Annotated in this window: 11 protein-coding genes and 1 pseudogene; 9 read left to right on the forward strand and 3 right to left on the reverse strand. The window is 65.4% G+C overall.

The window, feature by feature from the left end; genetic code table 11:
• The first annotated feature begins 144 nt into the window (after positions 1–144).
• Positions 145–2,274, forward strand: a complete 2,130-nt coding sequence (gene rpoD, locus ABIB78_RS28625) for an RNA polymerase sigma factor RpoD (protein ID WP_429030481.1) — start codon at positions 145–147, stop codon at positions 2,272–2,274.
• Between the two features lie 197 nt (positions 2,275–2,471).
• On the opposite strand, the gene ABIB78_RS28630 is transcribed toward rpoD, so the two are convergent.
• Positions 2,472–2,708, reverse strand: coding sequence for a hypothetical protein (locus ABIB78_RS28630; protein WP_029082033.1), 237 nt, complete (start codon positions 2,706–2,708; stop codon positions 2,472–2,474).
• A gap of 113 nt (positions 2,709–2,821) precedes the next feature.
• Positions 2,822–5,644, reverse strand: a complete 2,823-nt coding sequence (locus ABIB78_RS28635) for a CHAT domain-containing protein (protein ID WP_429030484.1) — start codon at positions 5,642–5,644, stop codon at positions 2,822–2,824.
• Positions 5,645–6,167: 523 nt separating this feature from the next.
• On the opposite strand from ABIB78_RS28635, the gene ABIB78_RS28640 reads away from it, so the two are divergent.
• From ABIB78_RS28640 to ABIB78_RS28655, 4 genes and pseudogenes are all read left to right on the forward strand, one after another.
• The gene (locus tag ABIB78_RS28640) at positions 6,168–6,578 is read left to right on the forward strand and encodes an ester cyclase (RefSeq protein WP_429030487.1); all 411 of its coding nucleotides are present in this window, start codon (positions 6,168–6,170) and stop codon (positions 6,576–6,578) included.
• 18 nt (positions 6,579–6,596) lie between these two features.
• A pseudogene (locus tag ABIB78_RS28645) lies at positions 6,597–6,722 on the forward strand (DUF817 family protein); the annotation flags it as partial.
• Between the two features lie 98 nt (positions 6,723–6,820).
• Positions 6,821–7,627, forward strand: a complete 807-nt coding sequence (locus ABIB78_RS28650; protein WP_429030490.1) for a lytic murein transglycosylase — start codon at positions 6,821–6,823, stop codon at positions 7,625–7,627.
• 119 nt (positions 7,628–7,746) lie between these two features.
• On the forward strand, positions 7,747–8,595 hold the full coding sequence (locus ABIB78_RS28655) for an FRG domain-containing protein (protein ID WP_429030493.1): 849 nt from the start codon (positions 7,747–7,749) through the stop codon (positions 8,593–8,595).
• 171 nt (positions 8,596–8,766) lie between these two features.
• Here ABIB78_RS28655 and ABIB78_RS28660 read toward each other — a convergent pair whose 3' ends face one another.
• On the reverse strand, positions 8,767–9,624 hold the full coding sequence (locus ABIB78_RS28660) for an SDR family NAD(P)-dependent oxidoreductase (RefSeq protein ID WP_429030495.1): 858 nt from the start codon (positions 9,622–9,624) through the stop codon (positions 8,767–8,769).
• A 159-nt stretch (positions 9,625–9,783) separates the two neighbouring features.
• On the opposite strand from ABIB78_RS28660, the gene ABIB78_RS28665 reads away from it, so the two are divergent.
• The 4 genes from ABIB78_RS28665 to ABIB78_RS28680 all read left to right on the forward strand — a co-directional run bounded on the left by ABIB78_RS28665 (position 9,784) and on the right by ABIB78_RS28680 (position 13,541).
• Complete coding sequence (locus ABIB78_RS28665; RefSeq protein ID WP_429030498.1) at positions 9,784–10,188, forward strand: response regulator; 405 nt, start codon at positions 9,784–9,786, stop codon at positions 10,186–10,188.
• 151 nt (positions 10,189–10,339) lie between these two features.
• Positions 10,340–10,951, forward strand: coding sequence for a LysE family translocator (locus tag ABIB78_RS28670; RefSeq protein WP_429030500.1), 612 nt, complete (start codon positions 10,340–10,342; stop codon positions 10,949–10,951).
• Positions 10,952–11,669: 718 nt separating this feature from the next.
• Positions 11,670–12,884 carry a GGDEF domain-containing protein gene (locus ABIB78_RS28675; protein ID WP_429030503.1) on the forward strand — a complete coding sequence of 405 codons (1,215 nt, stop codon included), beginning with the start codon at positions 11,670–11,672 and terminating at the stop codon, positions 12,882–12,884.
• Between the two features lie 36 nt (positions 12,885–12,920).
• The gene (locus ABIB78_RS28680) at positions 12,921–13,541 is read left to right on the forward strand and encodes a peptidoglycan recognition protein family protein (protein WP_429030644.1); all 621 of its coding nucleotides are present in this window, start codon (positions 12,921–12,923) and stop codon (positions 13,539–13,541) included.
• The last annotated feature ends 167 nt before the right edge of the window (positions 13,542–13,708 follow it).

Here is a 13,708-nt window from a genome sequence, read left to right on the forward strand (position 1 = left end):
TCAAGATTGGAAACCGTCGAGACGGATGACAGGGGTGGCGATAGTGTGCGCCGCCCTTTGCGCGTCGAGAGAGTAAATCTAGATTTCGTGCGGATGCGCGTGCGTGGCGCCATCTTGCATGACCGCGTTTCGGGAGCTTAGTGAATGGCCACCAAGGCAAAGACGCTGCAGGTTAAGGACAAGGAAAAAGACGACAAGGCAGCGGATGCTCCTGAGAAGGATGCCGCTGACGCGCCGTCGCCGTTGCTCGACCTGTCGGATGCCGCGGTGAAGAAGATGATCAAGCAGGCCAAGAAGCGCGGCTTCGTGACCTTCGATCAGCTCAACGAAGTGCTGCCCTCCGACACGACCTCGCCCGAACAGATCGAAGACATCATGTCGATGCTGTCCGACATGGGCATCAACGTCACCGAGGCCGACGACTCCGAAGGCGAGGACGAGAAGGACGACGGCGACGACGAGACCGACAACGAGCTCGTCGAGGTCACGCAGAAGGCCGTCACCGAGGTCAAGAAGTCCGAACCCGGCGAGCGCACCGACGATCCCGTGCGCATGTATCTGCGCGAGATGGGCACCGTCGAGCTGCTGTCGCGTGAGGGCGAAATCGCGATCGCCAAGCGCATCGAGGCCGGCCGCGAGGCGATGATCGCGGGGCTCTGCGAAAGCCCGCTGACCTTCCAGGCCATCATCATCTGGCGCGACGAGCTTAACGAAGGAAAGATATTCCTCCGCGACATCATTGATCTCGAAGCGACCTATGCCGGCCCCGAGTCGAAGGGCGGCATCAATCCGAACCTGATCGCCAACAATCCCGAAGGCGCTGCGGCTGAAGCCAATGGCAACGGCGCTGACGCCGGCGCGCCGGCCCATGTCGCGCCGCCCGCCGCGCCGCCGTCGCCGACCCCGTTCCGCGCCGCGCCCGCCGGTGGCGAAGCCGCCGTCGAGGAGAAGGATCCCGGCGAGGCCGCCGCCGAATCCGACATGGACGACGACGAGTTCGAGAACCAGATGTCGCTCGCCGCCATCGAGGCCGAGCTGAAGCCGAAGGTGGTCGAAACCTTCGACAAGATCGCGTCCGAGTACAAGAAGCTGCGCCGCCTGCAGGAGCAGGACATCGCCAACCAGCTGCAGAGCGAGTCGCTGTCGCCCTCGCAGGAGCGCAAGTACAAGAAGCTGAAGGACGAGATCATCGTCGAGGTGAAGTCGCTGCGCCTCAACCAGGCCCGCATCGATTCGCTGGTCGAGCAGCTCTACGACATCAACAAGAAGCTGGTCTCGTTCGAGGGCCGCCTGCTGCGCCTCGGCGACAGCCACGGCGTCGCGCGCGAGGACTTCCTGCGCAACTACCAGGGCTCGGAGCTCGATCCGCGTTGGCTCAACCGCGTCTCGAAGCTGTCGGCCAAGGGCTGGAAGAACTTCGTCCATCACGAGAAGGACCGCATCAAGGATTTGCGCCACGAGATCCAGTCGCTGGCCGCGCTCACCGGGCTCGAGATCGGCGAATTCCGCAAGATCGTGCACGGCGTGCAGAAGGGCGAGCGCGAGGCCCGTCAGGCCAAGAAGGAGATGGTGGAAGCCAACCTCCGTCTCGTGATCTCGATCGCCAAGAAGTACACCAACCGTGGCCTGCAGTTCCTCGACTTGATCCAGGAAGGCAATATCGGCCTGATGAAGGCGGTCGACAAGTTCGAGTATCGCCGCGGCTACAAGTTCTCGACCTACGCCACCTGGTGGATCCGGCAGGCGATCACCCGTTCGATCGCCGACCAGGCCCGCACCATCCGCATCCCCGTGCACATGATCGAGACGATCAACAAGATCGTCCGCACCTCGCGCCAGATGCTCAACGAGATCGGCCGCGAGCCGACCCCGGAAGAGCTTGCCGAGAAGCTCGGCATGCCCCTGGAGAAGGTCCGCAAGGTCCTCAAGATCGCCAAGGAGCCGCTGTCGCTCGAAACCCCGGTCGGTGACGAGGAGGATTCGCATCTCGGCGATTTCATCGAGGACAAGAACGCGATCCTGCCGATCGACGCCGCGATCCAGTCCAATCTGCGCGAAACCACGACGCGCGTGCTGGCCTCGCTCACCCCGCGCGAGGAGCGCGTGCTGCGCATGCGCTTCGGCATCGGCATGAACACCGACCATACGCTGGAGGAAGTCGGCCAGCAATTCTCGGTCACCCGCGAACGCATCCGCCAGATCGAAGCCAAGGCGCTGCGCAAGCTGAAGCACCCGTCACGGTCGCGGAAGCTGCGGTCGTTCCTCGACAACTAATTCGGGTCGTCATGCCCGGGCTTGACCCGGGCATCCATCGAGACAAGAACGGCGGGCAAGGGCCCGCCGTTTTCATTTGCAGAGATCTCGCAAAATTCAAGCGCCAGTGCCCGGGGGGCCGCTTGCTCCGCTGTTAGTTGCGGGCGTGTGCTGAGCGCTCGCTGTTGATCGAGATCCTCAATGCCTAGGCGACGCCGCTACTTCTTCTTCACCCCGACGCGCTCGATGGTCTTGATCTCGAGCGGCGGGCGGCCGCCCTTTTCGGCGATCTCGCGGTCCTGGTCGCGCAGGAACGCGCGCACCGGCTCGTCGCCGTCGAGCCCGCCCAGCAGCTCCGACGGTACGCGGCGGTTGGAGCGTTGCGAGCCGTCTTCATAGAAGACGTTGAAGAAGGCGAATTCGCCTTTGGGATTGGTTCCGGGTTTTTTCGGCATGGGCGGCTTGTCCCCGATCAGGCCGCCGCTGTCAAAGCAAATCGCCTGCCCCTCGTGCCGATCTGCCTTGCGCGATTGGGCGGCGCAGGACCCTTGCGTAAGGTGGGGCGCGCTTAGCCCTCGAACAGCACGAACGCCGCCCACACGGCCGGATCCTTGGCGGCGGCGACCTTGCCGTCGCGCGCATCGCGCCTAGTCTGGCGCAGCGCATCGGAATAGGTCAATCCATCAGCCAAATGCTCGTAGAAGCGCACGGTGAAGTTCGCGGTGCCCTCGTCGGCGACCGGCCACAACGTCAAGAGCGCGCGCCGCGCCCCGGCGATGCCGAGCGCAGTCGGCAGGCCGCGCAGGCCGCTGACAAAGCTTTCGTCGCCGCGGCCGGTCTCGCAGGCCGAGAGTACCAGCAGATCAAGCCCGGACAGGTCCCAGTCCATCAATTCGAAAGCATAGAGATAGCCGTCGCCGTCATCGCGCAGCGGCCACCGGCTGTCGCCGGCGCCCGACAGCACGATGCCGCTTTGCCAGAGCGTGTCGAGGCCTGACGCCGTGCTATCGTGATAGAAGCCATGCGTCGCCAGATGCGCGATCCGCGCCTTGCCGATCGCCTCGCGCAGCACGGCTTCGCTGACGCCGCGCCCGGTCAGCATCTCGACCGGCGCGCCGCGCGCGCGGGCGAGCTTTGCGATCGCTTCGATCTCGGTCCTGGTGCCGGGCAGGGGCGTCGGGCCCGGCCGGCCGTATTCGATGTCGCCGGCGAGCAGCATCGCGCCCGTCCTGTCGAGCTTCTCGCGCGCATGGATCGCGATCAGCGCGTCGGGACTGGTCAGCATCCGGATCGTGGTGCGGTCCTCCAGCAGCCCGCCGTCGGCGTCCGGCAGCAGCGAGAACGGCACGGCAAACAGGAATCCGTCCGGCACCACATAGAGCGTGGTCTTGTCCTTCAGGACGGGCTCCAGCGGTGCGAGCAGCCGGTCGCGGAGATTCTTGAAACGGCCCTTGTTGTCGAGCCCCTTGTTGTCGGGCTCCTTGGCGTCAAGCACTGGCACGCTGGTCCGCGTCGCGCGCAGCCGCGCGATCTCGGTCCGTACGCCGGTGTCGACCATCCGGCCGGGATCGCCGAGATCGACGACTTGCGGCTCGTTCTGCACGGTCTCGACGATGGCGTAGAGCACGGTTGCCGCCAGCGGCTCCTTCGACTGGCGATCCGCCTTCCATTGCCGCGTGATGAAGTAGTTGATGACAGCTTCGTCAGGCGCGAGCAGCTGCGAGGGACGGATCGGGTCTTGCGGCAGCTTGACGCCGATCGCATCGAGCCGCTTGCCCAGCGCCTTCTCGGCCGCGTCCTGCCGCTGCCACGCGGATCGGGCCCAGTCGTCGATATTGCCCGACGAGAACAGCTCCCGCTTCTCGCCATTGAGGCGGAGCGCCGCGCGCAGCAGCGTTGCGGTCTCCTCGTCCCTGCCGGCCACCTGGGTCTCGAGCTGGCGCAGCGCCGCCGCGTCGCCGCCGCCGCCGAGCGACTTCCAGCGCAGCACGGCGGCGGCAAAGGCTGGCTGTGCCATCGCGGCCCCGGCCCCGGCGGCGAAGCGGCCGAACGCGAACAGCAGATGGTCGGCATGGGCGCGGATCGCTTCCGCGACGGCGCGATCGCCTGATGTCCCGACCTCGCGCTTCATCCAGTCGAACATCCCGCGGTCGAGCGCGGTGAACTCTTGCACGGCGCGGTTCGGGTCGGTCGCGATCAGGGCAACCGCGATGCCGAGCTTGATCTCGAAGCTGACCGGATGCTGCGCGGTGAAGGCGCGGGTCGAAATCGCGAGCGCCGTCTCGCGCAGCCGCATACCCTCATCTAGCTCGCCGCGCCGCTCGCGCTGGCCGGCGGCCAGCACCGCGGCCTTGATGCGCAGGAAGTCCGCAAAATTCTCCTCATTGGCGACAATTGCCTCCAGCCGCTCCAGATCGGCTTGCGGCATCGCGGCATCGCCCGCGTCGCGCATGTCGGTGTAGAACAGCCAGGCATCGGCCTGTCCGGCGAAGCTCGGATCCCTTGGTGCGAGCACGGTCGCGATCGCGCGGTGCCGGCGGAAGTAGCGGCGGGCCTCGTCGAAGCGTCCGAGATTGAGGAAATCCTGCCCGGCGTTGTTGACGGTCACCAGCGTGTTGAGATGGTTCTCGCCATAGTGCCTGGCGCGCTTCTCGATCGCGAACAGATCGAGCTCGAGCGCCTTCGCCGGCGCGCCGATCTCCCGCAGCATGTCGGCATAATTGTTGGCGAGCTTCCAGGTGGTGCGATGGTCGGGCCCCAGCGCCTTCTCCGAGCGCTCGAAATTATGCCGGCCGAGATTGGTCGCCGATGCCGCCGAGCCGTTGGCCGACAGCGCGACCGCGAGCTTGTCATTGGCGATCAGCGATTCCTCGGAGCCTTCGCCCCAATAGGCGTTGAAGGCCGCGATCGCCTTCATGTAGAGCGGGACCGCCTCCGCGATCCTGGCGTGGTCGGATATGAGGATCGCGTACATCAGGAGCACGTCGGCATTGCCGGGCGGCGATTGCGCGGCCGCCTTGCCCTGGAACGCGCGGACGAACAGCTTCTCGGCCAGATCGTCGCGCTTCACCGCGCGCAGCGTGGCGGTCGCGTCGAAATATTGCCCCATGACGAACTGCGCGTCGTCGAGCCTGTCGGCGGCGTCGAGCGCGGCGTTGAGCTGCGCATAGCCGGCGTCGATCTTGCCGCTGCGCGTCAGTGCGATGGCGCTCTTCATCTGTGCGGTGATCGCCTGTGCGCTGCCGGCGCCTTGCGCGGGCGCGCGCTTGGCGCGGGAGTCCTGCGCGACGGCGGTGTCGATCGGTCCGGTCAGAACAGCGCCGAGCGCGAGGATGATGCCGAGCGATGCGGCGGCCCTGCGCGCGCGTGCGAAACCCCCGGCGATCGTCATCAGCAGCACATCCTCATCCTAAAACTCGTCACCGGATGACGTCCCCCGGATGACGGCCTCGTGGCAGCCGGCTTGCTTGGCTTTAGCGGCGCGTCTTTGCATGAACAAGACACGGCGAACGGCCCGGCGGAGGCAGACCAGGCTCGCCGAGCCTGTGCTCCTTGGTCGCATCCGGCGCCTTCGCCGTTCATGCATCGCGCCCTGAAATGCTGCGGTGCCGTGCGTCGCTGGACGCCCGTGCCGTGCCGCGTGCATGCCACCGGCGTGATCGCCCCATCGGATGATGTTACCGCTGATGTGGCCTGCCAGCCTGTCATTCGCGCAAGCAAGCGCGGGGACCGCGCAATGGCGACCGACAGCCGTCCGCGATCTCCCGGCAACCGCCTTTCGCTTCGAAGCCGAAACGCGCGAGGCCCGAAAGCGGAGACTTTTCTGACCATCGTCACTTGCGCCGTCGCGTCCGATTCGCGTATGAGGCGCATCGTTCGTTTTTACAACTTTTTGTTTTGAAGGCCGATCGCCGATGTCCAACGCCACCCTCGACGCCAACAAGGCGCTCGTGCTTGCGCATTACGACGCCGTGACCAACCGCCTCGATCCCGATGCGATCCGCGCCCAGCTGGCGCCGGACTTCTTCGACCATGCCGCAGGCAAGAAGATGAGCGCCGAGGAGGTGATCGCGCATTCGGCCGCGATGCACGAGACCTTCGCCGATCTGTCGGCGGTGGCGGAATGTCTGGTGGCCGAGCGCGACATCGTCGCCGGCCGCTTCGTCTGGCGCGGCCGGCACCGCAGCCCGTGGCGCGGCATTCAGCCGACCGGCCGCCACGTCGAATTCCGCGGCATGACGTTCTGGCGGATTCACGATGGCAAGATCTCCGAGCGCTGGGCCGAGATCGATTTCGTCGGGCTGGATCGGCAACTCAGGGATTGAGGGAAATCTGCACAAAGGCTGTTCCTGCACACCCGCGTTCATTTCAAGGTCTGGACCACTTACCGCGCGATGCCGCTGCTGCCTGGCCTCGTGCTGGTGTCGCTGTTCATCTGGTTCACGGAAAACATCGGCACTTTCACCAAAACGGAATGAGGCTGGGGGCGGCGCCTCCGTGCCGACGCTTTGACGGCTTCGCTCCCGCCGTGGCATGATCGGCCATTCGAAGCAGGGGGGATTTTTGCATGCTCAGGTGTCGTTTGGCGGTTGTGTTCGGCGCCTTGCTGCTTGCCACCCCCTCCTACGCCGCCCGCTGCGGCGGCAGTTTCCCGGCTTTCGTCCAGTCGTTCTCGCAGGACGCGGCTGCGGCCGGCATCCAGCAGGACGTGATCTCCTCGGCGCTCGGCGGCGTGCAGCAGGATGGCGGGGTGCTCGCCTTCGACCGGCGGCAGCGCTACACCTTCAACAAGACCTTCGAGCAGTATGTCGCAACCCGCGTCGGCGCCGGGCGCATCAATGGCGGACGCGCCATGTTGCAGCGTCACGCGGCGCTGCTGTCGAAGATCGAGCAGCAATACGGCGTGCCGCGTCAGATCCTGGTCGCGATCTGGGGGCTCGAGACCGATTTCGGCAAGGGCGACATGGGCAAGCTGCCGGTCTTTCGCGTGCTTGCGACGCTTGCGCATGATTGCCGCCGCACCGACCTGTTCCAGGGCGAACTGCTCGCCGCGCTCAAGATCGTGCAGCGCGGCGACCTTCGCCTCAACGACATGATCGGCGCCTATGCCGGCGAGATCGGCCAGACGCAATTCTTGCCGTCGTCCTACATCAAGTACGGCGTCGATTTCGACGGCGACGGCCATGTCGATTTGCGCCATTCGGTCGCCGACGTGCTGGCCTCGACCGCGAACCTGCTGCATTCCAGCGGCTTCAAGATGGGCGCGCCTTACGGTGAGGGCAGCGCGAATTTCGAGGCGATGCGCGAGTGGAACAGGGCGGTGATCTATCGCAAGACCATCGGGTACTTTGCCGATCAGCTGGTGGGACGGTGAGGGGCGCAGGTCTCGTAGGGCGGATTAGCGAAGCATAATCCGCCGATGCATCGCGCGTAGTCGGCGGATTACGCCTTCGGCTAATCCGCCCCACGGTGACCGAGAATTCGGGTGTCTCCATGGAAACGATCGGCAGCCAGAAAATCTGGTCGTTCTTCGACCGCAGGGGATGCCAGGTCGCGAAGAACTCGGCGGTGCGGGAAGGGCCGGGCCATCGCGTCGGCTCCTATCTCGAGCTTGCGACCAAGATTGCCGAGCTGCAATTCCTCAACCGCGACCATGTGCTGCTGTTTCGCGGCCAGGGCGCCGACTTCAGGAACATCAAGCGCAACTCGTCGCTGAAGCCGACGCTGTTTCGCGCAGGCCGCGGCAATCCGGATCAGGCGACATTGGTGACGCGGTTTGCGACGCTGCAACGCGCCGAGCAGATCCTGATTGCAGCATACGCGAAAGAAAAACTGCTCGGGCTGGAGCGGCTGAAGCGGCACCGCATCCTGCGCTGGTCGATCCTGCAGCATTACGAGGTCTGCACCACGCCGCTGCTCGACGTCACCCATTCGATCCGGATCGCCGCATCCTTTGCCTCGCTGGCGGAGACCGGTATCGCCTTCCTCTATGTGCTCGGCGTGCCGAACCTCAGCGGCGCGATCACTGCGAGCGCCGAGGCCGGCCTGCAGATCGTCCGGCTGTCCAGCGTCTGCCCGCCGTCGGCGGTGCGGCCGCATATCCAGGAGGGTTATCTGCTCGGCGAATACCCCGAGATGTCCGGCACCGAGCAGAAGGAAAACTACTTCCCCTACGAGATGGATTTCGGCCGGCGGCTGGTCGCAAAATTCTCGTTCGCGCCGGCGTCGTTCTGGAAGAACGACAACTTTCCGCAGGTGACGAAGAGCGCGCTCTATCCGTCGGAGCGGAGCGATCCGCTGTTTCGGCTGGCGCTCGGGGTGAAGAAGCAGTTGGGCGGGTGATTAGGCTTCGCAGGGCGGAGGAGCGCAGCGTAATTCGCCATCCTCATCGCAACCTCCTTCGCTTGGGGTGTTGAGACGACCGGTTGAATCCGCCCAGTACGCCGCGGCCTCCGATCAGCACAGACGCCTCTGGAATACTGGGTCACCCGCATTCGCGGGTGACGACATCGTCTATTTGGCATCGTTCCCCGCCACCTTCGCCGCCGTCTTCTCCATCAGCCGCTGCATCACCTTCCAGTAGGTCGCAGGACGGAAGCGTTGCAGCAGGTCCATGAAGCGGGCGTCGTTGCCGATCAGGATGCGCGGCTGGTTTTTCTCGATGCCGGTGATGATGCGCTGCGCGGCGGCCGTCGGGGTCTTCTTCGCCACCGCGTCGAAGCGCTCGATCGATTCGGCGCGGCGGGCGTTGTCGGTGACGCCGGCGCCGGTGCGCGAGTTGCGCGCGATGTTGGTGGCGACGCCGCCGGGATGCACGACGGACAATCTGACCGGGCTGTTCGCCATCGCAAGCTCGTGGCGCAGGCTTTCGGAGAAGCCGCGGACCGCGAACTTGGCCGCGCAATAGGCGCTCTGGCCGGGCGGGGCGATGATGCCGAAGATCGAAGAGATGTTGACGATATGGGCCTCGCGCTGCCGCGCGAGAAGTGGCAGGAAGGCGCGCGTGCCGTGCACTACGCCCCAGAAATTGATGTTGAACAGCCACTCCATCTGCGCCTGCTCGATCTCGCCGAACTGGCCGAGCAGCGCGACGCCGGCATTGTTGACGACGATGTTGAGCCCGGGATGCGCGGCACCGGCCGCTTGCGCGAACGCTGTAATCTGGTCCGGCTCGCTGACGTCGAGGCGATGCACGGTGACCTTGCGCCGGCCCGCCTTGGCGATCTCGACGGCGGCCGCCTGCAGGCCGGCCTCGTCGCGGTCGGCGAGCGCCAGATCGCAGCCGCGCAGCCCGAGTTCATGCGCGAGCGCGCGGCCGATGCCGCTCGCGGCTCCGGTCACGGCGGCGGCAGATCCAGAGATCGCGGTCATGTCGGGTCAGCTCCGTCTCAGCGAGGGGTGGCGGGAGCCGTGAGGAACACGGCGGGTATCCCCACTTTTCTCAGATTGGAACCGAACTATCCAGCGCCCAGCTGTTTGACCCTCGTCACGTTCTCAAACCGGGGCATTCAACCCAAGGGAGGCCCAGCCATGGGACAATCGAGACCCTATCGTGCGAAGGCCCTGGTCGTCGAAGACGACCCGATGCAGCGCGAGATGATCGGATTGCTGCTCGAGGAGAGCGAGTTCGACGTCATTTCCTGCGAGAGCGCGGAGGCCGCCGAGCTGGTGCTGCAGGATGCTGGCGGCAAGGTCGATCTGATGATGACGGATGTCGAACTCGCCGGAGACATGACCGGCGTCGAACTCGCCCATGTCGCCAGGAAATACAATCCCGATCTCGACGTCATCGTCACCTCGGGCAAGCCGCTGCGGCAGCGTCTGCCCGACGGCGCAATGTTCTGGGCCAAGCCCTGGGCACCGCTCGACGTCATCCGGGTCGCCGAGATGAAGGCGTCGGAGCTGTCGGGCGCCGGGCCGCGCAGGCCGTCATAACGGAGTTGTCAGCGCGGCGCATGGCGGCGGGTTTCGGCCGCTTCCGCCCGCTCAGGCGCCGTGATATTGGCGGTTGATGCCCCGCCTTGGCGCGACCGACCTGATCGGCCGAAGCAACATCTGGAATGACGCGATCCGTTGAGCATCTGAAATGACCTGGTCCTTCCTGCTGACCACGCTGATCGTGGTCGCTTCGCCCGGCACCGGCGTGCTCTATACCCTGGCGGTGGCGCTGACCCGGGGCTCGCGGGCGAGCGTGGCGGCGGCGTTCGGCTGTACGCTCGGGATCGTGCCGCAGATGATCGCGGCGATGCTCGGCCTTGCCGCCATCCTGCACACCAGCGCGATGGCGTTCGCGGCGCTGAAATGGGGCGGCGTGGTCTATCTGCTCTACATGGCCTGGCAGGCGCTGCGCGAGCGCGGCGCGCTCGCCGTCGACACCGAGATCCAGCCGCGCTCGCGCGGGCGGGTGATCGGGACTGCGATCCTGATCAACATCCTCAATCCAAAGCTCTCGATCTTCTTCCTGGCCTTCCTGCCGCAATTCATCGCCGTCGACGAACCGCATCCGCTGGCGCGGATGGTCGAGCTCAGCGGCGTGTTCATGGCGATGACCTTTGCGGTGTTCGCGATCTACGGGCTGTTCGCGGCGTCCGTGCGCGACCGCGTCGTCACCCGGCCGAAGGTGATGGCCTGGCTGCGGCGCAGCTTTGCCGCAGGCTTTGCCCTGCTCGGCGCCAAGCTCGCCTTCGCGGAGCGCTGACGTCGCCTTCGCGCACGCCTTGATGCGGGCAATAAAAAAGCAGGCCTCGCGCCTGCTGCTTTGCGGCCCATCTGCTCGGGGCCGATCGATCCAAGACTGGTGAATTTAAGGCTGGTGAATTTGAGGTTGATGAATTCGAGGCTGACGTTTTTGCGGCCGATCGTCTCGGTCTGGGTGCCCGGGCAGGGCAGGAGCCGCTACCCGGGCGGGAATTGGTTACTTCTTGGCGGCCTTCTTCTTGGTGGCCTTTTTCGCCTTCGCCTTCTTCGCCTTCTTCGCTTTCTTAGCCATAGTATCCTCTCAAGGTTTCATGGATTGAACGCGACTCCGAGGCATGCTTGGCGGAGGGCCAGCCTCGCAACATCCTCAGTATCAAACTCAGCAGATTCGGAGGCGGCTGCCGCGTGCTGTCACGGCGCCGTCATCGTGTTATCCACAGCTGTTACGTGTTTTAGCCAGCTTTTTCGCCACCGCGTGCGTCTCGCGCGTCGCGGCGTCGCTGCATCCGTCGTGCTTAACGATGCGCAAATGCCCGATGCGCACATCTTCATCAATTCAAAACCACAGCATGGATTGGCGCGCGGCGGTGACAGTCCGTTAAGCGGCGCCGCCGCATCCTGTGCTCCAAGACAACGGGGATTGTCATTGGGGGAAACGCCCTAGGGGCGGACGGTCATTTCAGGAGAGGCGAGGCCGATACGGGTCTCGAACAGGGGCGATGTTGAGCGTTCCGACGCTTTGGACGGTATTCATCATCAATTTTCTCGCGCTCGGCCTGATCTGGGCCTATGTGGCGCGCAGCTATCCAGTTTTCGGCGCGGCGCGGTTCTGGACCGCGTCCGCCTTCGTCGCGTCCGCCGGCGCCGCCTGCGCGATGCTCCGCGTGATGATGACGGACTCGCTGCTGCCGCTGCTTGCGGCGGGGACGCTGATGGTACTCGCCGCCGGCCTTGCCGCGATGGGCATCGAGCGGTTCTACGGCAAGCCCGTGGGCTGGCGCAGCACCGCGCTGTCCGCAGCGCTCGCCTTCGCCGGCCTCGGCGTCTTCATCTTTGCCTATGACAGCATGCGGATGCGCATCCTGGTCTACACCGTCGCGCAGGTCGCGCCGCTCGCGTTGACGCTGAAGCTGTTGCTGTCGCCCGAGAACGGCCGCGTCAGCCCCGGCGCGCGGCTTGCCGGCATCGTCGCCTCCGTGCTGATCGGCATTTATGCGTTGCGCCTCGTCGGCGCCTTGCTGCAGCCCGGAGAATTCTCGTTCGTTCGCTTCAATGCGGGTCAGTCGCTGGTGATCCTGCTGATGGTGTTCCTGTCGATGGCGCTCAATTTCGGCTTTCTGCTGATGGCGATCGACCGGCTGCGCAACGAGGTCGCCGACCTCGCGTTGCTCGACGATCTCACCGGCGTCGGCAACCGCCGCCATCTGATGCAGCGGCTGACCGAGGAATGCGCGCGCTCCGACCGCAACGGTGAAGCATTCGCGCTGCTGGTGATCGACCTCGACGGCTTCAAGGGCATCAACGACACCCATGGCCACGCCGCCGGCGACGCCTGCTTGCAGCATTTCACGCTGATGGCGCAGACAAGGCTTCGCCCCGGCGACATGCTGGCCCGCACCGGCGGCGACGAGTTCTGCATCGTGCTGCCGTCCTCGACGCTGCGCGAGGGCGCGATGATCGCGCGCCGCGTGCTGGAAGTCTGCCGCGCCGATGCCGAGCAGTGTACCGGCAGGGACATTCCCATCGCGGTCTCGATCGGCATTGCGCAATGGACCCGCGAGATCGGCGTGCATCCCGACCGCCTGATCGCCGCCGCCGACCACGCGCTCTACGACGCCAAGAAGGGCGGCAAGAACGGCTACGCGACCTATGAACCCAAGCTGCCGCCCGAGATGGTCGATCTGGTGGAGGCGAGCCTGCGCAAGCGCGCCTGAGCATGCTAACGAGGGACGACACTGGATCCTTCCGTGATGATGCCTCGCCTGCTCGCCGCGCTCCTTGCGCTCGTGCTGTCCTCCGCAGCGTTCGCCCAAAGCCCTGATCTCGCTGCGATCGCGCGATCGCAGGGAACGCCTGAGATTCCCGGGTTGAAGATGGTCTGGCTGTCGCCCTGGGGCGACGTCGCCAAATCGCATCCCTGGCGCAATATCATTGTGCACCAGACCGAGGGACCGCAAGGTTCAGCCCGATACGGTGCCGGGGAGCAGCACAAGAACCCGACCCGGCGCGGCGTCATGGTCTGGGTCGAAACCGACGGCACCGTCTATTGGTCGGTCGCGGACAATCTCGTTCCGACCCATGGCGACGGCGGCAACCGCAACGACAACAAGTACATCGACAACCACCCGACCTATCACCAGGTGATCGGCAGCAATTCGATCGGCGTCGAGTTCGCCGGCAATTATCCCGACGTCACGAAGGGCCCGACCGAGGCGCAGATCGCGGCCTGGCGGGTGCTGGTGAGGGTGCTGCGCGCGCGTTACGGCATTCCGCCGGAGCGCGTCTATGCGCACAACTGGATCGACTTCAAGGACGCCCGCTACTGCGAGGGCTGCGCGCTCGCGACGATGGCGCGGCAGTGGGGCGAGTAGGGGCGGGTAGTCGTCGTGCTTGGACGAGGGCGCGCAGCCCAGCAAACAGCTGTCGTCGCCCCGGCTTGCCGCCTCCGCTAAAGCTACGACGAGCTAAGAGGGAATGCCTCGGCGAAGCCTTGGCGTAGCCGGGACCGGGCGATCCAGTCTTCCAGAGGCAGCAGCTA

The sequence above is a fragment of the Bradyrhizobium sp. I1.14.4 genome, assembly GCF_050435825.1.
In the GTDB taxonomy this organism is placed as follows: Bacteria; Pseudomonadota; Alphaproteobacteria; order Rhizobiales; family Xanthobacteraceae; genus Bradyrhizobium.